The organism is Microcoleus sp. T3_B1 (assembly GCF_036700445.1).
Taxonomy (GTDB): Bacteria; Cyanobacteriota; Cyanobacteriia; order Cyanobacteriales; family Microcoleaceae; genus Microcoleus.
This window is the reverse complement of sequence record NZ_JAUBOX010000022.1, coordinates 1-23,500: the sequence shown is the minus strand read 5'-3', so window position 1 is coordinate 23,500 and position 23,500 is coordinate 1. Positions and strand designations below refer to the sequence as shown.

Genomic DNA, 23,500 nt, shown 5'->3' with positions numbered 1-23,500 from the left:
GATTCATCCGTGGGTCAATGCTTCAATTCTAAAATCTAAAATCTAAAATCTAAAATCGATTGACCACCTAGTGCCAGATTTCATGCAGAATAGGGAAAATTTTGCTGATGACCGTGAGGACATCAGTGTCTCGATCGCCGAAAATAGAGAGGAAGGTCGATCGCAGCTACCGTCGAGTTTGGTTTGGGCGATCGCTACTGCTGCAGCAATTTTCTTTTTGTGTAGCAGTTTACGGCACGCTTTATTCCAATCAACTGCTTTCGATTTGGGAATTTTTGACCAAGCAATTTACTTAATCAGCCAAAACCAAACGCCTTTTTCTTCTTTAATGGGGATTCATATTTTGGGCGATCACGCAGCGGTAATCTATTATCCGCTAGCTTGGCTGTACAAAATTTCCCCGGATGTGCATTGGCTGCTGTTGGTACAAGCAGTTGCTTTATCCCTGGGGGCTTGGCCTACGTGGAGTTTAGCGCGTTTGGCAGGTTTAAATCAAGAACAATCGGCTGCGATCGCATTGATTTATTTGCTCTATCCGGTGGTATTTAACATCAATTTATTTGATTTTCACCCGGAAGTAATCGCTTTACCCGCACTTTTGGCAGCAATTTTGGCGGCGCGTTTAAATAAAATTGTGTGGTTTTGTACCGCTATTGTGTTAGTTCTCAGTTGCAAGGCGGTTTTGTCCCTAACCGTTGTTGCTATGGGTTTCTGGCTGTTTTTTTCCGAAAAAAAGCAACGGTACGGGGCGATCGCACTTTTGCTCGGTGCAGCTTGGTTTTTGATAGCTTCCCAGAAAATAATTCCCTTCTTTAGCGGCAGCGAAGTCGCTGGAGTCGGGCGCTACGGCTATTTAGGGAAATCGGTACTAGAAATTATCATCAATCTCATATTAAAACCACAGTTAGTATTAGGAAAAATCCTTTCCTTTGATACATTCAAATATTTATTTCTCCTCACCTTACCTGTGATTTGGCTGCTCTTGCCATTTTCGGGCAAACTACGCCTACAATATTTAACAGCGCTAATTCCTGCCCTCCCTACCCTACTCATTAATATCCTCTCTGACTTGTCATTTCAACGCAGCTTAGCCTATCAGTATTCAGTGCCTGTAATTCCCTTTTTATTTTTAGCAGTTATCGCGAAGGAAGAAACAAGAAAGAGGGAAGAAAGAAAAGGCAACAAGGAAGAGGATAAAGCAAATAAGCAACATTTTTTAACATGGGTCAATCTGCCACAATTGAAAAACTTCCGAATTTCTCAACTTTGGCGGGGAATTCAATTGCCGAGAATCATGATAATGTGGTCGTTAATAATTTTCCTACTTCTGGGCGAATATAAAGATTTTTATCTGTACCTAAATAGACTAGATACCTGGCAAGCTACACGCGAAGCCGTCGCACAAGTTCAACCCCAAAGCAGTATTTTAACAGATAATAGACTTGCCCCTCACTTTGCCCACCGCCCCATAGTAAAATTGCTGTCACAAATTTCGCCCCAAACAAATTTAGCTGAATTTCAATACATATTATTAAACCTGCGCCATCCCTGGCCTGATACTGAAAAACTTGGTGATACCTTAGCAAATCAACTTAAAAAATCTCCCGATTTTAAATTAACTTATCAAAAAAACGAAGTTCTGCTATTTAAACGAATCCCTGATTAAACCAATAAAATGCTAACTTTAAAATCCCTAAAATTTCCTCCAGTATTTTTAATGATTGTCGTGACAACGATAGTCTTATTTACGGCCAGCAGCGCGCGGCACGCTTTGTTTCAGTCAACTGCATTCGACTTAGCAATTTTTGACCAAGCCATTTATTTGATATCCCAAAATCAAACGCCATTTTCCTCTTTAATGGCAATAAATATTTTGGGCGATCACGCTGCTTTTATTTTCTATCCACTAGCTTTACTGTACAAAATATATCCCGATGTTCACTGGCTTTTTTTAGTGCAAGCTGTTTCCCTAGCTTTAGGCGCTTGGCCGAGTTGGAGTTTGGCACGTCAAGCGGGATTAAACGAAGAGAAAGCAATTGCAATTTCAGGCGTATATCTGCTTTATCCCGCAGTATTTAATGTCAATCTCTTCGACTTCCACCCAGAAGTAATTGCTTTACCAGCAATGCTAGCAGCAATCTTAGCCGCGAGGCTGAATAAAACCTTGTGGTTTTGTGCTGCTATTGTATTAGTTTTGAGCTGCAAAGCCGTGCTATCTTTAACTGTGGCTGCGATGGGTTTGTGGCTGTTGTGTTTTGACAAAAAACGTAATTGTGGGCTCATAGCTCTATTTTTAGGCGCGGGTTGGTTCCTGGTAGCTACTCAGGCAGTTATACCGTATTTTAATCAGGGAAGAGAACACGCGGGAATCGGGCGATATCAATATTTGGGAAAGTCGGTTTTTGAAATTGCTATTAATTTAATATTCAAACCAAATCTAGTTTTAGGGCGTTTGTTTTCTTTAGATACTTTTGAATATTTAGCGTTATTGGTATTACCTATAATTTGGTGGCTGTCTCCGCGTCATCTGTCATCTTTAATTAGTGCTGTGCCGATGTTGGCGATGAATATTCTTTCCGATATTCCCGCTCAGCGGGATTTAATTCATCAATATTCTGTGCCGATATTGCCGTTTTTGCTGGTGGCCGTAATTTCCAGTTTAGCAGCTAGCAATCAGCAAAAGGGAAAAACAATATTTGAGAGATTGCCAATTCCTAATTATCCATTGCCTAGAGTCATGGTAATTTGGTCGTTGATTGCTTTCTTAGCTTTAGCGAAATACGGCTATTTTTGGACTATTTATTTAAAGGGGCTCGACACTTTGCCGGCTACCAAAGAGGCAATCTCTCTTGTGGAAACCAAAGGCAGTGTTTTAACAACTGCTCAGATTGCTCCGCACTTAGCGCACCGCCCTGTAGTAAAATTAACTCAGGCTAACACGCCGCCTGCAAATCTCGCAGAATTTGATTATGTATTGCTGAACCTCAGATATCCTGGCTGGATGAGCGATCGAGATTTTGTTAATAACTTAGTAACTAAACTAAAAAACACCCCTCAATTTCAACTAAAATATCAGCGAGACGACATATATCTATTTACTAAGAGTCATTAGTCAGCAGTCATCAGTCAACAGTTTAACTGGTTCCCAGGCTCTGCCTGGGAATCGATGTAAGCGAGGCTCTGCCTCGCTGGCGGAGGAAAATTGGAGGCAGAGCCTCCAGATATTTGTTACCAGGCAGAGCCTGGGAACCAGTAACAGTCAACAAATTCGCGCTAATCCTCCACTTTCAAAGCCCTTCTTGCCAACTTTACATAAGTTTTCACAGTTTCATAAGGCATTTCCAAATCAGCAGCAATATCAAACAAAGATTCCCCCAATTCCCGGCGTGCCAAAATCGTCGCCCAAGTTTCAGCAATCTCAGCAGCGCGACTTCCACCTTTACGCTTTCTGTGCGCCATAAACTTATTTGTCAATTCATCTATTCGCGCCGCCAATACGCTTTGTATCGATACTTCAGGTAGCGCTTCTGTCAACCATTGGGCTCGCGTTTGTCCCAATCCAAAAGTTGTTTTGTGGCCCGTGCCGCAGTAAGGCGCTAACCGCCCTAAAGCATAAAATAATTGTACAAAATCAGGATGATTGTGAGCCGATCGCCCTAGCCCAAATTCCACAGCCCCAGTGAATCCCGTTACCATGCCTTTTTTGCCCGCCGCTACCTTTTGCGACTCCAATTTGTGGCGGCTAATAATCGCATTTTCATCAATCCAATTCAAAAATTCTGCTTGGTCAAAATTTCCCCCCGAAAAGTTATTCCAGCGGCGCAAATAACTGTGAAAAACCTTTTCGGGAACTGGCAGAGGGAAGTGATGCCCTTTGCTACGAAAGCTTGTAGGAGTCACAAAACTAAGTTTGATGGTTGGCGAAAAAGGGGGTTCCGCTGTTAATAATTGCTGGTAAGTTGTGGGTGCAAAAGCAATATCCCAAGAGCGAATTAGCAGCGGAGCATTTCGCAAATCTATCTCTTGGGGCAAATTTTGCAGCCACTGACTCAGCCACTGCACTACAGGCTTTGAAAGTCCTGTTACGTACCAGCGATAAATTCGATCGCCCAAAAGCTGAAATTCTTTGCCACCGGGGAGCAAATCACCTTCCAATCCCGAAATAGTAAAGGCTTTTTCTGACTGTTCATCGTGCAAAAGTTGCGATAAATCCGGGTCAGTTTGGTGTACTTGACCTAAAAACCAAGCGTGCAAACCTATAGCATACTGCGCGTACAGATAGCTAGGAGCGCGGGGAGTCAATTCAAACACTAATCCGACTAACTCGGTGTCAGCCGGCCAAATCAGCCCAGAAGGAGGAGATTTTTTGCTGTGGGTGCGGTTCGGGGAAGTTGCCATCAGATGCCACTAACAGGGACAGGGCTGTGCTATCTTATCCGATTTTTATCCCCTTTGGGGGATGATTGTTGAGGGCCCTCGATCGCCCAAATCTTTTGGCTGCTTCAAAAACCGGGCCTGCCGCCAGTTTCCCGCACCCTCCGGGATAGACAAAAACCACTAAAAAACCAACAACCTAAAACTCAATCTTTGTCAAGGTTTTCCTCCTTGTAAGTAAACAGAAATATACAAGTGTTTAAAATCACATTCTGCGCTACAATTGTCAAAAGCTCGTAGCATCCTCAACTTCGATCCTAAACTATGAACACAACAGAAAAATCTAAACTCTCCAACGAAAAAACTTTGGAGGCGATGAAGAATTTCTCCGAAACCTACGCCAAGCGCACGGGAACTTTCTTTTGTTCTGAACCTTCCGTCACTGCTGTGGTGATAGAAGGACTAGCAAAACACAAGGATGAACTAGGTGCTCCCCTATGCCCTTGTCGCCATTACGAAGATAAAGAAGCCGAAGTAAAAGCCGCCTACTGGAACTGTCCCTGCATTCCCATGCGCGAGCGCAAAGAGTGTCACTGTATGTTATTTCTGACGCCAGATAACGATTTCGCGGGAACTACTCAGGAAATAGGAATGGATCAGATTCAAGCTGTCAGAGACACTATGTAATCGGTTAAGTAGGCGGTCGTGAAAGGGCAGTAGTTTTGAAAAGAGGTCGTTAGTTTTCCTATTTTTAAGACTTAGCTATTTAACAAAAATCGATCGCCGCCTACTCAAACACACATCCGCCATCGAAAATCCCCAATCCCCAATCGAATGACAGAGGAAATGCCGATCGAGTTTTGGCAAGGTATCGAACAGTTTAACAGCCAAGAATTTTACGCTTGTCACGATACTTTAGAGGCTTTGTGGATGGAAGCCGGCGAGCCGGAAAAAAGGTTTTATCAGGGAATATTGCAAATTGCCGTCGCGCTTTATCACTTAGGAAATCAAAACTGGCGCGGTGCAGTAATCTTACTGGGAGAAGGAATAAATCGGCTCAGTTATTATCAGCCGAGTTATGCCGGAATTGCCGTTGAAGACTTGCTCGGACAAAGTGCTAAACTTTTGATCGCTTTGCAACAAGCAGGGCCGGAAAAAGTAGCAGAATTTGTGCCTTTATTAACAGGTGCAGAAGTTGCAGGCTTGCAATTGCCACGAATTATCAAAGTAGAAGGTGAAACCCGATTGAGAAAAGGAGATTCCAACGGTAGGTAAGAAGGGTGGGAAAATCGCGGTATTTTCAGGTTATACCATATGTTGTACGGCAGATGCGATACAATTATAAGTTGTGCTGCTTAGGTTGTTGATTTCAGTAGTTTTGAGGTTGCCTTTAAGCGGTTTCCATCAAGTTTAAAAAGTATGGATATAGTTGAATTTCGAGGCATTTCGTTTGTTGTAGCGACTCCACCGCTACAGCCCATCTCTATTCAAGATTTATCTGCGATTGAGGATTGTCTAGGCTTTCTATTTCCGGAAGATTACCGTGCGTTCGTGAATACATTAGGACTGGGCGAAACCGACCTGAGCATAAGAACACTTCCTCCACAGGAAATTTTGGATAGCTATCTTAGTGAGGTTCGTGGTAGATTGTCTGGGGACTGGTTCTGGGCTAAAAATCCCGATGTACTTACACAAGCTCAAGCTATTGAGTGTGTCCCATTCTTTGATAGCCCTAACGGTGACGATATTCTGTTCCATCCATCTGACCTAAATCGTTGGTTCATTTTGCCTCATGAAGGAGAGGAAGCCATTGTTGTTCACTCTTTTCAGGAACTATGTGATTTCTATTTGCGAAGATCTAATGATTTGCAATCTCCCTATAAGTTCTACGGTTATGATGAGATCTGAAAAAAGGTGGGAACGATCGCCACACAATAACGCTCATGCACACCAACCCCCGAAAGTTGATCGGTTGTGATGCAAAGTCTATCTGCGGTGTGCGATGGACAACGTTGCATTTTTCACCGACAGGTGAAATGCGATCGCGCTAGGGATGCGGAGCATTATCGCCCGCAACTTCGGACGATCGATCGCCAGCTTTCCCTATCCTAGAAAAATACAGCCCCCGCCAATGCTCAAATGAGATGGAAACTATTTTAAAGAAAGAACCTAATAAATCAAAATTTGATTTATTTTGCCGAACTCACTGCGGACAGCTAATGCCTTAGTACCTAGAGAGGTTATCCGTAACTTCCCGATGCGAGCAACCGTCAAAAAACTTGCAAATCCAGCAAATCAGCCAAACACGTCGTGAAAATGCCTATTGTCTTGCTACGATAATTGGTTGACGCTCTCGGGCAGGTCGATCGACAAGTCCGAAAGTCTTTCCGACCGTTAAAATAACATATTTAACTGATAAGCTGTTGTGCATCTAATCTCCATCAAGAAAAGTGTCCCGGTTGCCGTGTCCGCCGTCCTTCACTCAGTCTCAACAGACAAGTTAAATGCTCCCGGTAGCTGATCTGTCAGTGTCAAAACTGGAGGTAATGCCCTTCAGCAATTTTATAAATTTTGAGGCTTGTAAGCTATGATGCCCTCCGCTAAACTACTCAATTCCCGAATATTCAAAGGATTATCGCTGCTGTTGCCCCTCACTCTGGCAGGCGCGATCGCCTCTCCCACCTATTCGCAAGCCAACGCGCCCCGCACCCTCAGCGTGCGATCGGACATTCAAGAAGCCGACTCCAAAACCGGCATCGTGACAGCCCGCGGCAACGTCCAAATCAACTATCCAGCCCGCCAAATACAAGCAACTGCGGCTCAAGCTCAATACTTCAGCCGTGAGCGCCGGATTATTCTCAGCGGAGATGTTTACGTCTTGCAGCAGGGCAACAGCCTGCGCGGCGAAACCATAACATACCTCATCGACGAAGGGCGGTTTATTGCCCTGCCAGACAACCCAGGACAGGTAGAATCTGTTTATCTGGTTGCCCCGGAACAAGATGCGGCAGCCCAAAATACATTGGGCTCCCCACGTCCAACTACAGCCCCCCGGTAACAGTGGCTTGCAGCAGCGAAATTTCGCCTCAGCCAAAACATACTACTTGGGATAGATGCGAAATTTCGTCTTTATAAAACTCACCAACTTGAAAAGGTAAAATTTAAATTAGAGACTCGATCGCACAATGCTGCAGTCTGAAATTGAGCTTGTAGAGGTTGCCGGGAGCGAAAATGAAAATTGTACTCGAAAATATTCACAAATCCTACGGAAAACGCAATGTAGTTAGTCGCGTCAACCTGTCGGTAGCCCAAGGAGAAATCGTAGGATTGCTCGGCCCCAACGGTGCCGGCAAAACCACCACATTTTACATAGCAACCGGATTAGAAAAACCAAATCAAGGCACCGTTTGGCTCAACGATTTAGACATCACTAAATTGGCGATGCACCAGCGAGCACATTTGGGAATTGGCTATCTCGCTCAAGAAGCAAGCATTTTCCGAAACATGAGCGTGCGCGACAACATTTTGTTAGTCCTAGAACAAACTCAAGTGCCGCGCTGGGAATGGCGCGAGCGAGTCGATTTCCTATTGCAAGAATTTCGCTTAGAAAAAATAGCATCCAGTTTGGGAATTCAAATATCGGGGGGAGAAAGGCGACGGACTGAACTAGCCAGAGCATTAGCCGCAGGGCGAGACGGGCCGATGTTCCTATTTTTAGACGAACCGTTTGCAGGCGTCGATCCGATCGCCGTAGACGAAATTCAAACCATTATTGCTAAACTGCGCGATCGCCAAATCGGCATCCTCATCACCGATCACAACGTCCGAGAAACCCTCGAAATTACCGATCGAGCCTACATCATGCGAGACGGCCAAATTTTAGCCTCCGGGGCTGAAGAAGAACTCTACAGCAACCCTTTAGTGCGACAGTATTACTTAGGTGACAACTTCGTGCGATAGTCTTTTGAAGGCATTCAGCAAACGGCAGAATTTTAGATTTTAGATTGAGGAGCAATCTGCGAGAAAGCGCCACTATGAAAATAGCAATATCCAATTCTTTGAATCCCATCAACTGGCTGCCGAGAATTTCAGTAATGGACTGGTACATTACCAAAGAACTAATCGGCCCATTTTTATTTGGCGTCGGACTCTTTACATCCGTCGCCGTCACAGTTGGAGCTTTATTTGAATTAGTCCGCAGAGTAGCAGAATCCGGCCTCCCCTACGGCGCAGCCATAGAAATTTTTCTCCTGCAAATTCCCTACTTCGTAGTATTGGCTTTCCCCATGTCAATGCTGCTAGCAACCTTAATGGCCTACAGCCGAATGTCCAGCGACAGCGAACTCATCGCCCTCCGCAGTTGCGGAGTTAGCGTTTACCGATTGATACTGCCTGCTGTGATAATGAGTTTAATTGTTGCAGGCTTCACCTTTGCTTTGCAAGAGTTAGTTGTACCCGCCGCCAGCTACAGAGCTACTGTGACTTTAGACAGAGCCCTGAAGCGAGAAAAACCGATATTTCAAGATAGAAATATTATCTACACAGAATTTCGCAAACCAGAAAAAGGCGGCGACGAAACCCTGGCCCGCTTTTTTTATGCAGAACAGTTTGACGGCCAGCGAATGAAAGGTTTAACAATTATCGATCGCTCCACCCCAGGCCTCAATCAAATCGTTTCTTCAGAATCAGCTACTTGGAATCCCTCAGAAAATACTTGGGATTTTTTCAACGGAACCGCTTATATCGTTGCTCCTGACGGGTCTTACCGCAATATAGTTAGGTTTCAACACCAGCAGTTGCAACTCCCCCGCACGCCCTTAGATTTAGCTGCTAGAGCGCGGGATTTCAAGGAAATGAACATTGCCCAAGCTTTAGAGCGTTTGGATATCATTAAAAACAGTGGCGACGAACCGCAAATTCGCAAATTAAAGGTGCGAATTCAAGAAAAATATGCTTTTCCTTTCGTGTGCATGGTATTTGGTATAGTGGGAGCCGCTTTGGGAACTCAACCGCGCCGCTCCGGTCGAGGAACGAGTTTTGGTATTAGCGTAGTTGTGATTTTTACTTACTATGTATTTTCTTTCATCACCAGTTCTATGGGCGTGAAAGCTGTTTTGACTCCGATTCTTTCGGCTTGGCTGCCGATCGTGTTTGGCTTGGGAATCGGGGGATTATTGTTGGTGCGGGCCGCTTCTCGGTAAGTTTTACCGATAACATTGGGAATTGGTAATTGGGAATTGGTAATATCGTTTTAGTGGCCGCACTTCCTTCATTTAAGGATTAGCAAAAGTATTGATTTCGCCACCCCCAATGTAGCGTCCCGGAGCCAGAGAGCGGGGTGTAGCAAAAGTTTGAGGTTGAATGGGCTGCACGCCCTGATTGGTGTTTTGGGGAACAACTCCAAAGTTAGGCTGCTGCGGCAAGTTAAGCTGACTCGGTGGAGGTGTTTGAAATTGAGAATTCGCTGAATTGGGAGAGAATTGAGGGCTAATTATCTTGCTGCCCCCAATCACATTCGGAAAGGGAGATTGACCGACATTTGGAAGTAAAGGTGTTGGCGAAGGTATGGCTACGGGAAGTGCCGCAGGTTGAACTTCAGGTGCGAAGCCGGAACCAGATAAATTAGTTTGGTAGGGATTTTTCGGCAAAGCCACCGGTGCAGCCGCTGCATTAATTTCGGGGAGGCTGGGTACTCTGGAATTTAACCCAGCAAATGATTCAGAGACTGTAGCTGTCGGTTTTAAGAATTCTTGAGATTCGTTGCTCACAGTATTTGTCGGAGCCACAAGTGGGGGAAGTGCTGTGGGAACATTCACAGGATTTGCTCCACCTTGAGCTGTAGCGGTCGTTGGGAGCAAATTTGTCGCATTTACAGCAGCCGGATCGGAAGCAGGTCGATCGAGCAATGTAGCCGAGTCTGCAGTTTTCTCACCTGAAGCCGCTGTTGCCGAAGTGTTAGCAACAACGTATTTTTTCATAGCTGCTTGCAGCGGACTCAAAGGCAGAGAATTTTCCTTTTGTTTATCTGAATTAGCATCACTCGACGCCTGCGATAAAGTTGCTTTCGCTGTACCTCCAGACTCAGGCTCGATCGTTTTTATCCCAGAAGTCAGTCTCCCACTGCCCGATAAACTCAACGCTGATGTTGCGTTTGAACTGGGCAAGCTGGAATTTTGGGGGTTATTGTTTCCGGCCTCGACAGCAGGATTTGCTAAATTTGGCAAGGGGGAAAATCCGCTGCTTCCTACCCGCTTGGGGGCTGAAGATGGCTCAGGAGTTTCTAACTCCCGATCTCGAAGTTCCTCGAATAAACCTTTGCTTTTTACTACTGATGAATTTAACAAGTTCAGTTCAGAAGCAGTAGAGCCATTAAACTGATTGACTAGCACTGGTGAGCTGTCGATTTCAGCAGCAATGGCGGTATCTTCAGCAGATAGTCCCGATAGCGAAACTGGATTGTTTGTGGCTGGTTCTTCTTCGCCATCTATGCTCAACCTTTCTGGATTTACCGAGACCTCCCAGATAAATAACCCCCCCGCACACAGCACGGCTAACGGAGCCCAAACCGCCGGTTGGGTCCAGTGGCGCAACCGCGCTATTAGATAGCGGACTGATGTAGGAAATCGCTTAAAAATTGACATAGTTTTGCTTCCTTCCGAGCGTGCGGATTTAAAACTATTTTTCCTAGTCTACCACATCAATCTTGATTATTTTTGCAAGGCCGGGGTAAGTGCGATCGGGAGCATCTCGGTTTGGCTTTTACTGTCGGTGTGCGATCGTCCGGCTCGCTATATTTATAGACTTTGCTGTGCGGGACGGCTCGGAGTCCCAAAAAACGCTTTTTACTTTCTGCCCAGATGCTCCGAGTACGATCGAACTTTTGATTGAAAGTTGCGAAAGCTCAATGCAACAGGTGAAAATCCATAAAGCACTGGTAGAAATATGTCTGCCTTTCCTCCAATCAATGGGCATAAGATGATAAAATTGTATGGGATGCTGTGCCATGCCTGCCGAGTCTGTCAGCAGAGCGACCTCAAACCAAAATGTCTAACCAAAATGTCAAGGTAAAATTGGCAATTGCCCAGAACAACACGAATAGGAAAGTTGAGAGTAAATTGATGAAAAAAATAGTAGAAGTATTAGCAAATCGGGAAGAATTAATAGATCGATCGCTCAGGATTGTCCTGTCAAAAATCTCAGAAGCCATAGCAGAACGCGGAGTTTGTACGATCGCCGCAGCGGGCGGAAGCACACCCGAACCGCTCTACAGAGCGATCGCAGCCCAAGACCTGCCGTGGGATAAAATTCACGTGTTCTGGGGCGACGAACGCTACGTTCCCTCAGAACACCCAGACAGCAATCAAAAAATGGCGAGCCTCGCGTGGCTCGATCGAGTGAATATCCCCGCCAGCAACATCCACCCCATGCCCACAGCCGCCGGCGACCCCGCAGCCGACGCTGCCGCGCACCAAACCGAATTGCAGCAGTTCTTCAAAGTATCCGACGGCGAGTTTCCTGCCTTCGACATCATTTTATTGGGCATAGGAGACGACGCCCACACAGCCTCTCTATTTCCCGGCACAGCAGCCTTGCAAGTCCGCGACGCCCTAGTAACTGTCGGCAACAAAGACGGTCAACCCCGCATTACCTTTACAGTCCCCTTAATCAACCGGGCCCGGTGCGTCATCTTCATGGTCGCAGGAGCCAGCAAACAACCCGCCCTTGCTCAAATTTTTGCCCCCGCAGCCGACGAAATGACTTATCCAGCCAGACTCGTTCAACCAGAGGGCGAACTTTGGTGGCTGCTCGATGCGGCTGCTGGCTCCTCCGTAAAATAGCCGACAGAGCCGCCAGCGTGCCAAAACAGTCAGCATTCATTATCACTAACTCAATCTTGCCCATCACAGCTAACGTCACAGCGTCAGCTCAGTTGCTAGTATGAGCGAAGCAATATAAGAATTGTGGCGGTTAAAGTTAAAATTTGACCATATACACGAGTATTTTTATGAGGCTGATTTAAAAATCTGGCCGATAGCAAGGAGAAATCGATGATTGTCTGTCCCAATTGCAATCACCAGAACCCCGACGGGGCCAGCCAGTGTGAGGCTTGCTACACGCCTTTACCTGTTACCGCAAGTTGCTCGAACTGCGGTGCAGCAGTTCAGACAGATGCAGCATTTTGCGGTCAGTGTGGCTTTAACTTGCGTCCGGGTTCCATAGTTCCAGAAGTTGAGGTGACAGTAACGTCCCCCTCGCCTGTAGGCCCCACAGTGGTATCGTCACCGGCGCCGGATTTAGTGCCACCCGAACCCCTGATGGCAATGGAACCTCTAGTTACCCTGAATAAGGGGCTCAACTTGGAAAAAACTACCGCCAGCATTCCGACTACTCCAGATCCCCCGCCTTCGCCCTCGGTTCCTGTTACAACTGAATCGGTGGCAACACCAGTAAATATCTCTCCTCCGGTTCCGGGCCCACAGCCAGCAGGTGTAGCTAAAACTCAACTGCAACAGCAGTCTGCCCGCCTGTTACACGTTCAGACAAATACGCCGATGGAATTGCCTCACAGTCTGTCTGTGGTTCACATAGGCAAGCCAAATGACTTAGTACCGCCGGATATTGATGTTTCGGGATTTGCTAATTCTGAGATAGTTTCTCGGGTACACGCAAATCTCCGGGTGGAGGGAGATGCTTGCTACCTAGAAGATGTAGGCAGTTCCAACGGCACTTACGTCAACAATACTCCGCTACCCAAGGGAAACCGCCACCGGTTGCGACCGGGAGACCGCATCTCTCTGGGCAAAGGAGACCTGGTTACGTTTTTATTTCAAATCTCTTAGAGCGAGTTTGGATTGGGCGATCGAAAGTCTAAAATCTAAAATCGCATCTTGAGGCGCTCTACCAAAACTCAATGCTGCCAATGTGATTAAGCTGACCTTGCTACATCCACTCCAGTCTATACCCGTCCGCAGTTGGATCTTTGAAGACGAGCAGGTCGTCCGGATCGGGCGCTCGACCGAAAACCACGTCGTTCTTTTTAGCGCTGTGGTTTCTCGTCGCCACATCGAATTGCGGCGCAGCGGCATAACTTGGGAACTGATCAATTTAGGTACCAACGGCACTTACCTCGATGGTAAGCCGATCGCTAAGGTTCCCATTGTGGACGGTCTGATCGTTCACTTGGCTCGCTCAGGGCCGAAAATTCAAATCAACGTAGGCCCGAATCAGTCCTCTGTCCAGTTAGGACAAATTACCGTCAAGCCCAGGGAGGCTAAGGAAATTCACGCTCCCTCGGGCGGCGTGCACATTAGCACGATTCCTGTTCCCGACCACAAAGAAGTTGGCACTTCCAGGGAAGAGGATGAGTTAACCGAGGCAGATCATACTCGCCATTATTCGGAAGAAGAATATTAAATCGGCTTCTTTGGACGATCGACATTTTTCAAAGGCGGCACTCAGGAGTTTATTTATGAGTACATCACCACAAATTGTTAGGCGCAGCGAACTGCTAAACCGCCGCACCATCGACCGCAGAACGGCGGAAGAGGTCGGCAGGGTAGATCGGGTTTGGCTAGACGCTCACTCCCAGCGGGCGATCGGCTTTACTTGCAAGTCGGGACTTTTGGGCAGTAAAAAAACTTGGTTCGCTTGGGCGCAAGTAGATACGGTGGGGGAAAATGTTTTTGTCACCATTAACCCGGAACTGCCGGAACTTCATCAGCCGGAACAAGCTGTTTGTCCGATCGGGCTTGAGGTACTCACGGACGCTGGGAATCGGGCAGGTGCAGTGGTTGACTACCTATTTGATGTCCGCACGGGTTCAGTCACCCATTACCTATTTAAATCGAGCGGGTGGCGCGGTGTTTTAGACGACATTTACTTGTTACCTGTGGCAGCTATTTCGACCATCGGCAGCAAGCGGGCGATCGTCTCTGAAGCTGCTGTATCGGAACCCGTGCAGTACGCGGAGGGACTGCACAAAAAAGTCGGTCTGGTAGCAGAGTTTTTACACGAAGATTTCGACAGAACTCTCAAAAATGTGGCAGGTGTGAAGCGAGGCGCTCAAAGTCTGGCGGAAAAATTCCAAGATAAAGCTCTAGAAGTCAGGGATGTAGCTCAAGAAAAAGTTGCAGAGTTGAAGCGGCAAAGGCAAGAATCTGTCCGACCAGAGCCGAAACCGGAGCCGCCTGAGTCAGATTTGAGCTGAAGTTTGGCCTTCCCCCTGGCCGGGGGACTAATTGCCGAGCGCATTTTGGGGCCGCGCGCGCGAGGAAGGTCGATCGGTATTTTCGCTATGAGAGAGTGATGCGTTGTCGCTCAAAATTCCAGTGCTGCTCAAAGCATTGTATTTTAAAGGTATCGCATCAATAAGGAAAATGTTAGCAACTCAAAATGACCTATGCTGTTTGATACAACTCACATCTTGCACCATTCTCCAGAACCGGCAAGATGCCTGTTCCACAAAGAGTGAATTTTCTTGTAGAACAGGCATCTTGCCTGTTCCTAAACAAGTAATTGAGAATGGTGCAACATCTCAGATACAATCAACAAGTATTTTATCTAGAGACCCCAGGATTAATAATTGGTTAACTTCTTTCTTTATAAACAGCAAGTCGTTGAGCAGTGACTGTGGCCCGATCGAGAACTCGAATCAGCGGTGCAACCATCGCGGGTATGAGTTAAATTCTCTGCTTCATCAGCGGGAAAAGGGTGATGAAGCCGATCGAATTGAGCGGCTCGCCCATCGGCAGAATCGCTCCCTCACAGACCAAATTAATCAAGCGGTTAAAACTGCTGTCCATCATTGGGAAGTTCACCCGATTAATAACATCGTGTTTGGTTGTTACCGAGTACCGCAAAAATTTGCGCCTGCGCCAAAAGCTAACCGTCAAAAGTTGCTTCACCCTCAAGCAGCCAAAAGTTCGACTTTTCCGGCAAATAGAGGGAATCATGGCGCACTGATGACGGCTTTAAAAATCCAAATTTTTGCAGTTTTCTCCCAAAAAATCTCTCTGGAAGTATCCCCGTTTCTGTCTGGCGGTGGAGTGTCAAAACATCAGTGATTACCTTAACTCTTTTACATCCTATCCAGTCTGTCCCAGTTCAAAGTTGGTGTTTTGAATCAGAACCGGTGGTTCGGATCGGTCGATCGAACGACAATGATGTAATTATTTACAGCGCTGTAGTTTCCCGCCACCACGTAGAACTGTGGAATCACGCTCATGGCTGGGAAATTATTAATTTTGGTGCTAATGGCACTTATGTAGATGATAGACCGATCGCTCAGGTGTCAGTTGTGGACGGGATGACAATTCGCTTGGGCAATTCCGGGCCAAAAATCAGGATTCGGGTGGCCGCAACGAATCAACCGGGCAAAATAATCAAGCCACCGCAGCGCGAACTCCGCCCAAAGGACGAAGTTTCAAAAGACAGGTCAACTCCTTTGCCGGGGGGCGTGGGAATAATCGAAGACGATGAACTTGGAGGGATCACTCAAATCGATCTTGACTGACCCGCAGCTATCTATCCCTGCTGGCTAGTTCCCACAAAGCGACCGATGCCCAATTCCAGGGTCTAACTAATAAATATTGTGGTAAGTGGTCTGATTTGTGGCTAAATATCCCTATACATTAATTAACAGCTTCTCTAGTAGGATTTCACCCTTCTAAAGATAAGATTGGGGGGATATCGATCGATCTTAGCTCACTTTCGCTGCTTGCCCAGCGGCGGTAATCTAAGAGCAACTGGTGCATCAACCGCTGTTTGACGCTCAGCAGTACGCTCTTGAGCAAAGCATTCCCCGTTGCTTCTAAAATGGGTTTGGGCGTCAGCCAAAACGGTGGCGGTAATTCTACTTGCACTTCCAAATCCGCTTTTCCCTTCAAGTATGCTACCCCGCTGCTTTGGTGTACACAAAGCTTTCCTTTGAGATTGAGAGCAAAGCGATCGTTGATATAACCCACGCCACGAATTTCGCAGGCGACGGACTCCAAATTGATGGTGCCATCCGACTGGGCCCACACCCTCATGTCTACTGTGGGTTGAATGCTCAGCATCATAAATTGTAACGGTCGCATTTTCAGGCGGAAACAGTCATCGTTTAGCTGTTCTGTGCGACTTTGATCGACAAGGGCATTCACCAGTCGCCTCGGCTGGCGCAGATAATGTTGAATGGGAACCCGTTCCTCTGGTACGGCGAGCTCAACGGATTGGGAAGCATTAAAGCGGGTATACATGAGAAAATATCAAAATATAGGATTCCTAAGCATATCTTAATAAACTATCACCTTTTTTAAGGTGACATAAGTTGCCCCCTAAGTCGCGTACCCAGCAATGTCATCCGAGAAATCACTGATAAAAGCTTTCGGGACATCGCTAATTTTTCATCATACTTCCTAGCTGATGAGAGTCAAGCAAACATTTGTAACCTAAAATTGCCTCTAAATGAAAATTTCGTTAGCGAAGCCCTCGAAGAGGATCGCACATCTCGGCCCTGTTGGTACAAATGCAGAAACAGCGGCTCTAGCTTATGTCAATTGGTTGAGCCTGAATACTAACTTGGAATGCACCCTGTGTCCTTATTCCACCATTTCTCAAGCGCTAGAGGCATCGGCCCTAGGGCAGGTTGACTATTCAGTGGTGCCCGTCGAAAATTCGATCGAAGGCAGCGTGACTGTCACCTTAGACACACTGTGGCGACTCGATCAACTCCGCATTCAACACGCCTTAGTTTTGCCAATTTCCCACGCGCTAGTGTCCAATGCTAAAAATTTTAACGAGATTCAAAAAGTTTACTCTCACCCGCAAGCGCTAGCTCAGTGTCAGGTATGGTTGGGGCAGTTTATTCCCTCAGCTCAATTAATTCCGGCCAATTCAACCACGGAAGCATTGCAATATCTGGAAGATACAAATGTAGCAGCGATATCTTCGCCAAGAGCGGCTGAACTTTACAATTTGCCAGTGTTAGCTCACCCCATTAATGATTATCCCGATAATTACACTCGATTTTGGGTACTCAGCAGGAGTTTTGGAGAAATCGCCAACGTAGAACCAGGGGATCACTCATCCCTTAAATCCCTTACCCAATCTGCTTCTAAGTTGATCCTCGATGCTTCACCGTCTAATTGCACCCATACCTCACTAGCTTTTAGCGTACCTGCCAATATGCCGGGAACACTGGTAAAACCTTTGCAAGTATTTGCCAGTCGCGGTATTAATTTAAGTCGGATTGAATCTAGACCGACTAAAAGATCCCTCGGAGAATATATTTTCTTTATGGACGTTGAGGCTAACGCCTGCCAAGCATTTGTTCGCTCGGCACTCGATGAATTAAAAAATCACACAGAAACTTTAAAAATATTTGGTTGCTACAATGTACTGTCAGTAGTATAATTTATTTTTAAGTAAAACTTAGGAGGCTGGCGAGATGAATGCGGATGAACTTCTCAAGCGATACGCAGCCGGAGAAAGAAATTTTCATGAAAGCAACTTGAAAGAGGCTTCTTTGCGAGAAGCTTTCCTAATTCATATTAATCTAGCCTGTGCGAATCTCAAGGAAATAAATTTTGCCCTGGCCAACTTAAGGGGGGCAAACTTAATAGGTGCCAAGCTCAAGAATGCCTGTCTGGTGATGACCAACCTAAATGGAGCTAACCTGAGCGGAGCCGATCTAACTTTCGCAAGATTAACAGGAGCTGACCTGATTGACGCAAACCTGAAAAAAGCCAACTTGAGCGACACCAAAATGATTGGTGTTAATTTGATCGGAGCAAACTTGGAAAACGCCAACTTGATGGAAGCAAACCTCCTAGATGCTTGCTTGGACAATACAAACCTTGAAAAAGCCAATCTAAGCGAGGCAAGACTGCGGGGAGCGAGCCTGAACAAAGCCGACTTGAGAAACGCTTTTTTGTGTGAAAGTAACCTTGAGGGCGCTGACTTGAGAGGAGCTGACTTGAGGGGTGCTAATTTGAGCGGGGCATTTTTGTGCGGCGCTAATCTCGAAGGAGCTAAGTTAGATGAGGCAATTTTAAGTGGGGCCATACATTTTTGCGTCAGACAAGTTTGAGTTCACGCAATATATAACCGGAGAATCCGACAACTAAGGGCTAAAAAATATACTATTGACTTGGCTGAAAGTGAAGTCTATTTGCTGCTGTACCTTAGCAAAATGAAGCTGCATCTTGAGGATCTCTTTCTTGGAATTAGCTTGAGCAATCTTACTTTCCAAAGCCAGCAAGTTGCGATTGAGAGTTTCTACTCGCACAGTTTGGTAGTCTAAGTCAATTTTTAGTTCTGCAGCCCGATCGAATTGAACCTGCTGGCGAACCACAGCTAGGCGGATTGAATTCTCATCCTGTGTCTGAAGAGCTAGCAAAGCTCGCTGCTGCCACTGGTTGGCTTGAGATTCAGCTTGATTGTACAGCCACTGAATCCGCAGTTGGGCGGAAATCGCACTGCCAACAGCCTGACGCAGTTCTTTGAGAGGTTCCTGAATTTCTAAGATTAATAGTTCCCAAAGATTCATCAGTTCACTGGTAAATTCTTCGCGTTCTACAGAGGCTACCAGTGCTTCTAATAGCAACAAATTTGGTTGCATTTGCTGCGTAATTGTCTCAAATATTAACTGGGCTTCGGACATTTGCCGATCGTAATTTTTTTCTGAGACTGCACCGGATGAGTGCTTTAATATTTTTTCCGTGCTGTCTAACTCAGCTTCTGCATCTGAACTTGAAGCTACAAAGGCCTGTAATTTTTCGCGGGCGATCGAATTCAGCCTTTGTCGAAGCAAATCGCAGGCCGCCCGCTGCACTGGCCCTGTTTCGCTTTGACAAATCTGGATGACTATTTTTAAGCCAGCATCGCCGTAATTCAAGGTCTCTCTCAGGGAGGCAATTCGATGTTCGTTGACAGAACTAGACAGCCGATGTTTAACTCCTGCTAGTCCGCCGAGCACTACACCGCCCACAGGAGGTGGCAGTTGACCGCCTCTAACTGCATCGTAGGGTTTCGGTTGGTCGTGATTTTCTAACACAAGCATCTAATTTAGAAACGGGCAAGATGCCCGTTCCACAGAATAATTTATTTTTGTGGAACGGGCATCTTGCCCGTTTCTAAATATTTGTGTAAAAGGTCTATTAATTCTCAATTATTTAATCTCCAATGCGAAAATCGAAAATCGAAAATGGTATGACTCTGTGTGATTCTTGCTTCCATGCAGGCAAAACCGATCGTACTTTTTGCCTGCCCCATTGACTACTTGAGGGTATCTTTAAGTACAGTCCTCGCGGCCAAGTGATTGCGAGTAGAAGTCAAAATTTCGGTTTCGCGTTCCAATCTCGCAGCAGTATCTTGCAATTCTAAAAGAGTTTGCTGTTCTGTCGCTGCGCCGTAAAGGTAGCTGGCTACCCAGTAGGACAATTCTGTAGGCAAACTGGGAATGTCTTCGGGCAGGTCGATCGGCTGATCCATTAATTTGCTGGAAAGGCGAACTACATCTCTCAGCAGTTGTTCGACATCTTTTCCCAAAGGTCTGAGGTCTTTTTGCGGCGGTTCATCTTCCATCCATTCTACTAGACCGACTAAATAGGGTTTTTCGCGAACGGCGTCGAGGACTCGGAACCGCTGCTGTCCGAGGGTCATAATTTTCATGCGATCGTCGGGGAGGCGCTGACAGTGAATCACTTCGGCGCAACAGCCAACGGCAGAGACTTTGTTTTGGTTGGGGTCCCACATGAGTACACCGAAACGCCGATCGCCCTCCAGAATCGTATTCATCATGATTCGATAGCGAAACTCGAAGATTTGCAGTGGGAGTGGTCTACCTGGAAATAGAACCACTTCCGGCAACGGAAATAAGGGGAGTTCGCGAACTGCTACAGAGGAAGAGGATGCCATTGTCGCTCAAAAGTGACGGTACTTGCGCTTATTTTTCTTACTTTAACTGATTAAAGGCAATTCCGGGCGGGGTGAGGGGCGATCGGGGGGAAATGCGACGCGGGCGATCGAGGCTTTGGGCTGATGCGTAGAATCAGAAACCGGGTTTTTTCCCAAAATCCTGGGTTGTTACCCACAGATTAGGTAAAAAACCCGGTTTCTTTGGGCTGATGCGTATGCCTTGCATAACTTATTTAGCGCGCTGGCGGTAGCTGGATTTCGATACCCAGTTTGTTGCCAACATCGATGGCCGTATTCGCAAATTCTGTGACACCTGCGATGCCAAATCCGATCGCCGCCGCCGCCGTTACAATAGCTTTTAAACTTTTATTTAATCTGTCTTTATTCCATTGGCTTTCCGGTTTCTGAATTTCGGCTTCGACATCTTCGATATCGATAATTAGATCGCCACGAACATCTTCAGGAAACTGCACGCAGGTTGCACGCAGAGATGCGATTAATTTCAGGATTTCTGCTGTATCAGCGTTATTAATTTGAGTAAATTGATTGTTTTTAACTTCAGCGTTATCGCTGTTGATAACACCAGCAGACATCGGGCCGTTGAAGTTGTTGGTTTTGGAAGAAGTTTCAGTCATTTTTTTACCGTCGATATTGATATTAAATTGAATGCTAGAATTATCTACCAAGTCAGGTCGATCGATTCCATAAATTCGCTCTTTTTCTTCCCATTGTTGCAAATTGTCGGGGAAATCTTCCATCAAGCGGCGCACCTGAACCATTTGATAAGATTTGTCGCATTCGATTTCGTAGCGATGGTTTGCCAAACGGCGGCGCAGCGCTTCAAAATCGTAGAGGTGAGGGTCTTGGCTGCCTTTGCATTGGTGACAATTGCAGGGGATGAGTTCTTGATATTTTAGGCGATTGTCGTAAGTAGCATGAATTTTCCAGATTTCGTGGCGGATACGGTCTAAAAGAAATTCTTTCCGCTTGCCAGAAACTCGAATGCGGATTTCTCGTTGGTGGTAATTCTCGATAACTTCGGCTTTAGCGTAATTGTCGGCGAGGATGACTCCATCGCGCCAGACAATATCCCCCCTACCCTTTGGTAAACCGGATTGAGGGCGGTAGATTAACAAGTGCATTTCTACGATGAAGCGGGTAATGATGCCTTTGGGTATGAAGTCGTATTCGTAGCGCAAAATCAGGTTATCGGCGTCATCCCAGGTGTAGTTGGGCGTTTCGAGGGGGAGAAGTTGCGGGGCGATATATTGTCCGGGTTGGCAGGGGATTTCGTAACACAGTTTGAAGTGTTTCATCAAGTGCAGCAGTTCGTCGTGCAAGTCTTGGTATTCCCTGTCGCGCCAGATTTGCTTGAGGTTTTCTTGGGTGAAGTACCCGTAGTTGGCGATGACTTCTGCGTTGTCGGTGACTTCTCCATTGTCGGTGACTTTTTTGTTGCCGATGAGTTTGTAAACAGCGTTGGTTGCCAATTCGGGACGGAGCTAGTCCCTAGGTAGCAAATAAAGGTTCTACCGAACCTAGTATGTAAAACTAACTAGCAAAATGCCAATGTAAGAAGCTCCTAAGAATAAAGTTGTCAAAATTTCTCAACCCATAGCCTTTTCTTTTGATGAGCTTTAATTTGTTATTAATTCCTTCCACAACTCCTTGAGTAGTCCTCCGATCAAAATACGCAATAATTTCTCCAATCCACCTAATAATTGTCCCACAGCTTTTGGGGAAAACGGAAATTGCATCTTTTAACCAATCACTTAAACTCAATAATCCTTCTACCCAATCTTTTGGGGCTTCAAAAATTTGTCTAAACTCTTCTTTCATTTGATGCATTTTTTGTAATGTAGGAGCAACTTTTTTGAGTGATTCTAACTGCTCTTTTTCGAGGTCAGTGAGATCCTCTTCATTTTTTAGTAAGACATATTTACTTTTTTTTATTCCGGAGAGTAGTCGCTCTTTTTCCGAGTTATTTTTTAAGGCAACGGCTGCTTCCTTAATCTTTTTTCTAGCTCCATCTAATTCTTCATTTACTTGCTTCATAACATGAAATCTATCGACCACAACTTCTGCTTGTGGCATTAAAGCTTCTGAGACATTTTTATAAGGTTTCCACATATCTATACTGCAGGCTTCTATTTGGTCTAAAACCTCTTCTCCCCAGGCTTCTAGGTATTTTTGTATTTCCACTTGAGTTCGATTTTTGACCATTCCTACTATAATTTTTTTATCGATATCTACTAAAACTACACAATAATTTTTCTGTCCTTTTACTACAGCAATTTCATCAATTCCTAGCCTTTTTAATCCTGATGGTTTTTGTCTGAGCAATTCCTTTCCCCATTCTTTTAACATGGTTTCTATTTCTTGTTCGCTGACTCCATTCCTTTGAGCCACATTTTTAATATCGCTTTCTAATAATTCTGACAAAATCTTTGTTTTCAACCTCTCTGTATAGGTTCTAGTTTTTTTAACAAATTCTAAGTCTTCACTAAATTTTTTTGGGCAACCTTCACACCTCATCTGACGGCGATTTACTTGTAAATATACTTTTTGCTCTCCAAACGGCAAATCCCTCACTACATAATAATGATTTTGAGGGAGTTTATCAGTTTTCTGACCACAGTCGGGACAAATGGCTTTTTTGTTGTTATTATCTAAGTAAATCGTGATTCCTATATTTTCAATAATCTGATAACTTTTGACTGTCACTCCCTCAATATTAAGGAGTTTCGTCATTAGATGAAGTTGAGGATTGGAAGCCATAGGTATAATTTTTATCTTAATTTCTCTAAAATTTAACTTTATTATACTACAAAAAGCCCTGTAAGTCAATATATAACTGCTTTGCCCGCGCCTAATGTTTATATTTTATAGTTAATTTTTATAAAAATTATTAACTTTTTTACATAGTAGGTTCGGTAGAGCCCAAATAAATAGACAAAATGATACACTTATAGACAAATATGCGGTGTACCATTGTGTTTAAGCTCGCGCGTTTTCGCAAAAAAGCTGGGATTGTCAGTAAAAACACTCCAACGTTGGGACGTTTCAGGGAAATTGCAAGCCTTGCGCACCCTGTCAGGTCATCGGTTCTACACCGAAGACGATCTCTTGATAGCCAACGGATTGAAGCCCAGAGAAGCCAACCGAAAAACGGTCGTTTACCGCCCTTGTTTCGTCCAGTGGACAGAAGCCGGAACTCAAAAATCAGATG

General features: G+C 45.5%; 25 protein-coding genes and 1 pseudogene. 19 read left to right on the top strand and 7 right to left on the bottom strand.

Translation table 11 applies throughout. The annotated features are described in order from the left end of the window. Nucleotides 1-82 precede the first annotated feature (82 nt). Together QT990_RS14350 and QT990_RS14345 are read left to right on the top strand one after the other, a co-directional pair. Nucleotides 83-1,666, top strand: coding sequence for a DUF2079 domain-containing protein (locus tag QT990_RS14350; RefSeq protein WP_333465365.1), 1,584 nt, complete (start codon nucleotides 83-85; stop codon nucleotides 1,664-1,666). Nucleotides 1,667-1,675: 9 nt separating this feature from the next. Then, nucleotides 1,676-3,112, top strand: a complete 1,437-nt coding sequence (locus tag QT990_RS14345; RefSeq protein ID WP_333465364.1) for a DUF2079 domain-containing protein — start codon at nucleotides 1,676-1,678, stop codon at nucleotides 3,110-3,112. Between the two features lie 161 nt (nucleotides 3,113-3,273). Here QT990_RS14345 and cas6 read toward each other — a convergent pair whose 3' ends face one another. Continuing rightward, nucleotides 3,274-4,398 carry a CRISPR-associated endoribonuclease Cas6 gene (gene cas6 / locus QT990_RS14340; protein WP_333465363.1) on the bottom strand — a complete coding sequence of 375 codons (1,125 nt, stop codon included), beginning with the start codon at nucleotides 4,396-4,398 and terminating at the stop codon, nucleotides 3,274-3,276. 300 nt (nucleotides 4,399-4,698) lie between these two features. Here cas6 and QT990_RS14335 point away from each other — a divergent pair, with 300 nt between their 5' ends. The 7 genes from QT990_RS14335 to QT990_RS14305 all read left to right on the top strand — a co-directional run bounded on the left by QT990_RS14335 (nucleotide 4,699) and on the right by QT990_RS14305 (nucleotide 9,575). Further along, nucleotides 4,699-5,061: a ferredoxin thioredoxin reductase catalytic beta subunit gene (locus QT990_RS14335; protein WP_333146013.1), complete on the top strand. Its 363-nt coding sequence runs from the start codon at nucleotides 4,699-4,701 to the stop codon at nucleotides 5,059-5,061. Between the two features lie 147 nt (nucleotides 5,062-5,208). Continuing rightward, complete coding sequence (locus QT990_RS14330) at nucleotides 5,209-5,649, top strand: DUF309 domain-containing protein (protein ID WP_333146011.1); 441 nt, start codon at nucleotides 5,209-5,211, stop codon at nucleotides 5,647-5,649. A 144-nt stretch (nucleotides 5,650-5,793) separates the two neighbouring features. Further along, nucleotides 5,794-6,282, top strand: a complete 489-nt coding sequence (locus tag QT990_RS14325) for an SMI1/KNR4 family protein (protein ID WP_333146009.1) — start codon at nucleotides 5,794-5,796, stop codon at nucleotides 6,280-6,282. A 69-nt stretch (nucleotides 6,283-6,351) separates the two neighbouring features. After that, entirely contained in the window at nucleotides 6,352-6,486 is a 135-nt protein-coding gene (locus tag QT990_RS14320; RefSeq protein ID WP_333146007.1) for a hypothetical protein, read from the top strand. Between the two features lie 475 nt (nucleotides 6,487-6,961). Continuing rightward, a complete protein-coding gene (locus tag QT990_RS14315) occupies nucleotides 6,962-7,432 on the top strand; it encodes an LptA/OstA family protein (RefSeq protein WP_333146005.1) in 471 nt (156 codons plus the stop codon). Between the two features lie 173 nt (nucleotides 7,433-7,605). Next, on the top strand, nucleotides 7,606-8,334 hold the full coding sequence (lptB, locus tag QT990_RS14310) for an LPS export ABC transporter ATP-binding protein (protein ID WP_333146003.1): 729 nt from the start codon (nucleotides 7,606-7,608) through the stop codon (nucleotides 8,332-8,334). 74 nt (nucleotides 8,335-8,408) lie between these two features. Next, nucleotides 8,409-9,575: an LptF/LptG family permease gene (locus QT990_RS14305; protein WP_333146001.1), complete on the top strand. Its 1,167-nt coding sequence runs from the start codon at nucleotides 8,409-8,411 to the stop codon at nucleotides 9,573-9,575. A gap of 72 nt (nucleotides 9,576-9,647) precedes the next feature. On the opposite strand, the gene QT990_RS14300 is transcribed toward QT990_RS14305, so the two are convergent. After that, complete coding sequence (locus QT990_RS14300; protein ID WP_333145998.1) at nucleotides 9,648-11,015, bottom strand: hypothetical protein; 1,368 nt, start codon at nucleotides 11,013-11,015, stop codon at nucleotides 9,648-9,650. A gap of 89 nt (nucleotides 11,016-11,104) precedes the next feature. Between QT990_RS14300 and QT990_RS14295 the strand changes: the two genes are divergently transcribed. The 7 genes from QT990_RS14295 (at nucleotide 11,105) to QT990_RS14265 (ending at nucleotide 15,886) form a co-directional block, all read left to right on the top strand. Continuing rightward, nucleotides 11,105-11,353: a hypothetical protein gene (locus QT990_RS14295; protein WP_333145996.1), complete on the top strand. Its 249-nt coding sequence runs from the start codon at nucleotides 11,105-11,107 to the stop codon at nucleotides 11,351-11,353. A gap of 139 nt (nucleotides 11,354-11,492) precedes the next feature. Continuing rightward, a complete protein-coding gene (gene pgl, locus QT990_RS14290; protein ID WP_333146035.1) occupies nucleotides 11,493-12,212 on the top strand; it encodes a 6-phosphogluconolactonase in 720 nt (239 codons plus the stop codon). A 210-nt stretch (nucleotides 12,213-12,422) separates the two neighbouring features. Then, the gene (locus tag QT990_RS14285; protein ID WP_333145994.1) at nucleotides 12,423-13,214 is read left to right on the top strand and encodes an FHA domain-containing protein; all 792 of its coding nucleotides are present in this window, start codon (nucleotides 12,423-12,425) and stop codon (nucleotides 13,212-13,214) included. Between the two features lie 97 nt (nucleotides 13,215-13,311). Beyond that, nucleotides 13,312-13,788 (top strand): FHA domain-containing protein, encoded by a 477-nt coding sequence (locus QT990_RS14280; protein ID WP_445252084.1) that lies wholly within the window; start codon nucleotides 13,312-13,314, stop codon nucleotides 13,786-13,788. Between the two features lie 55 nt (nucleotides 13,789-13,843). Beyond that, a complete protein-coding gene (locus QT990_RS14275) occupies nucleotides 13,844-14,581 on the top strand; it encodes a PRC-barrel domain-containing protein (protein WP_333145989.1) in 738 nt (245 codons plus the stop codon). A gap of 169 nt (nucleotides 14,582-14,750) precedes the next feature. Further along, nucleotides 14,751-15,437, top strand: coding sequence for a hypothetical protein (locus tag QT990_RS14270; protein WP_333306270.1), 687 nt, complete (start codon nucleotides 14,751-14,753; stop codon nucleotides 15,435-15,437). Further along, nucleotides 15,434-15,886: an FHA domain-containing protein gene (locus tag QT990_RS14265; RefSeq protein WP_333145983.1), complete on the top strand. Its 453-nt coding sequence runs from the start codon at nucleotides 15,434-15,436 to the stop codon at nucleotides 15,884-15,886. The genes QT990_RS14270 and QT990_RS14265 overlap by 4 nt, the downstream gene beginning before the upstream one ends. Nucleotides 15,887-16,031: 145 nt before the next feature. Here QT990_RS14265 and QT990_RS14260 read toward each other — a convergent pair whose 3' ends face one another. Then, nucleotides 16,032-16,610 (bottom strand): DUF1997 domain-containing protein, encoded by a 579-nt coding sequence (locus QT990_RS14260; RefSeq protein ID WP_333145980.1) that lies wholly within the window; start codon nucleotides 16,608-16,610, stop codon nucleotides 16,032-16,034. 208 nt (nucleotides 16,611-16,818) lie between these two features. Between QT990_RS14260 and pheA the strand changes: the two genes are divergently transcribed. Then, nucleotides 16,819-17,766 carry a prephenate dehydratase gene (gene pheA, locus QT990_RS14255; protein WP_333145977.1) on the top strand — a complete coding sequence of 316 codons (948 nt, stop codon included), beginning with the start codon at nucleotides 16,819-16,821 and terminating at the stop codon, nucleotides 17,764-17,766. A 34-nt stretch (nucleotides 17,767-17,800) separates the two neighbouring features. Further along, nucleotides 17,801-18,442 carry a pentapeptide repeat-containing protein gene (locus tag QT990_RS14250; protein ID WP_333145974.1) on the top strand — a complete coding sequence of 214 codons (642 nt, stop codon included), beginning with the start codon at nucleotides 17,801-17,803 and terminating at the stop codon, nucleotides 18,440-18,442. A 33-nt stretch (nucleotides 18,443-18,475) separates the two neighbouring features. On the opposite strand, the gene QT990_RS14245 is transcribed toward QT990_RS14250, so the two are convergent. From QT990_RS14245 to QT990_RS14230, 4 genes are all read right to left on the bottom strand, one after another. Beyond that, a complete protein-coding gene (locus QT990_RS14245) occupies nucleotides 18,476-19,414 on the bottom strand; it encodes a PspA/IM30 family protein (protein ID WP_333145972.1) in 939 nt (312 codons plus the stop codon). 215 nt (nucleotides 19,415-19,629) lie between these two features. Then, nucleotides 19,630-20,271, bottom strand: a complete 642-nt coding sequence (locus tag QT990_RS14240) for an LON peptidase substrate-binding domain-containing protein (RefSeq protein ID WP_333104131.1) — start codon at nucleotides 20,269-20,271, stop codon at nucleotides 19,630-19,632. Nucleotides 20,272-20,504: 233 nt separating this feature from the next. Continuing rightward, nucleotides 20,505-21,761, bottom strand: a complete 1,257-nt coding sequence (locus QT990_RS14235) for a COR domain-containing protein (RefSeq protein WP_333145969.1) — start codon at nucleotides 21,759-21,761, stop codon at nucleotides 20,505-20,507. Nucleotides 21,762-21,822: 61 nt separating this feature from the next. Next, the gene (locus QT990_RS14230) at nucleotides 21,823-23,049 is read right to left on the bottom strand and encodes an ISL3 family transposase (protein WP_333145966.1); all 1,227 of its coding nucleotides are present in this window, start codon (nucleotides 23,047-23,049) and stop codon (nucleotides 21,823-21,825) included. Nucleotides 23,050-23,301: 252 nt separating this feature from the next. Between QT990_RS14230 and QT990_RS14225 the strand changes: the two are divergent. Beyond that, nucleotides 23,302-23,500: pseudogene (locus tag QT990_RS14225) on the top strand (IS607 family transposase); the annotation flags it as partial.

Bases quoted from the DNA above. Each gene is read 5' to 3' on its own strand.
- QT990_RS14350 (WP_333465365.1), top strand. From the start codon at position 83: ATGCAGAATAGGGAAAATTTTGCTGATGACCGTGAGGACATCAGTGTC.
- QT990_RS14345 (WP_333465364.1), top strand. From the start codon at position 1,676: ATGCTAACTTTAAAATCCCTAAAATTTCCTCCAGTATTTTTAATGATT.
- cas6 (WP_333465363.1), bottom strand. From the start codon at position 4,398: ATGGCAACTTCCCCGAACCGCACCCACAGCAAAAAATCTCCTCCTTCT.
- QT990_RS14335 (WP_333146013.1), top strand. From the start codon at position 4,699: ATGAACACAACAGAAAAATCTAAACTCTCCAACGAAAAAACTTTGGAG.
- QT990_RS14330 (WP_333146011.1), top strand. From the start codon at position 5,209: ATGACAGAGGAAATGCCGATCGAGTTTTGGCAAGGTATCGAACAGTTT.
- QT990_RS14325 (WP_333146009.1), top strand. From the start codon at position 5,794: ATGGATATAGTTGAATTTCGAGGCATTTCGTTTGTTGTAGCGACTCCA.
- QT990_RS14320 (WP_333146007.1), top strand. From the start codon at position 6,352: ATGCAAAGTCTATCTGCGGTGTGCGATGGACAACGTTGCATTTTTCAC.
- QT990_RS14315 (WP_333146005.1), top strand. From the start codon at position 6,962: ATGATGCCCTCCGCTAAACTACTCAATTCCCGAATATTCAAAGGATTA.
- lptB (WP_333146003.1), top strand. From the start codon at position 7,606: ATGAAAATTGTACTCGAAAATATTCACAAATCCTACGGAAAACGCAAT.
- QT990_RS14305 (WP_333146001.1), top strand. From the start codon at position 8,409: ATGAAAATAGCAATATCCAATTCTTTGAATCCCATCAACTGGCTGCCG.
- QT990_RS14300 (WP_333145998.1), bottom strand. From the start codon at position 11,015: ATGTCAATTTTTAAGCGATTTCCTACATCAGTCCGCTATCTAATAGCG.
- pgl (WP_333146035.1), top strand. From the start codon at position 11,493: ATGAAAAAAATAGTAGAAGTATTAGCAAATCGGGAAGAATTAATAGAT.
- QT990_RS14285 (WP_333145994.1), top strand. From the start codon at position 12,423: ATGATTGTCTGTCCCAATTGCAATCACCAGAACCCCGACGGGGCCAGC.
- QT990_RS14275 (WP_333145989.1), top strand. From the start codon at position 13,844: ATGAGTACATCACCACAAATTGTTAGGCGCAGCGAACTGCTAAACCGC.
- QT990_RS14270 (WP_333306270.1), top strand. From the start codon at position 14,751: ATGTTAGCAACTCAAAATGACCTATGCTGTTTGATACAACTCACATCT.
- QT990_RS14260 (WP_333145980.1), bottom strand. From the start codon at position 16,610: ATGTATACCCGCTTTAATGCTTCCCAATCCGTTGAGCTCGCCGTACCA.
- pheA (WP_333145977.1), top strand. From the start codon at position 16,819: ATGAAAATTTCGTTAGCGAAGCCCTCGAAGAGGATCGCACATCTCGGC.
- QT990_RS14250 (WP_333145974.1), top strand. From the start codon at position 17,801: ATGAATGCGGATGAACTTCTCAAGCGATACGCAGCCGGAGAAAGAAAT.
- QT990_RS14245 (WP_333145972.1), bottom strand. From the start codon at position 19,414: ATGCTTGTGTTAGAAAATCACGACCAACCGAAACCCTACGATGCAGTT.
- QT990_RS14240 (WP_333104131.1), bottom strand. From the start codon at position 20,271: ATGGCATCCTCTTCCTCTGTAGCAGTTCGCGAACTCCCCTTATTTCCG.
- QT990_RS14230 (WP_333145966.1), bottom strand. From the start codon at position 23,049: ATGGCTTCCAATCCTCAACTTCATCTAATGACGAAACTCCTTAATATT.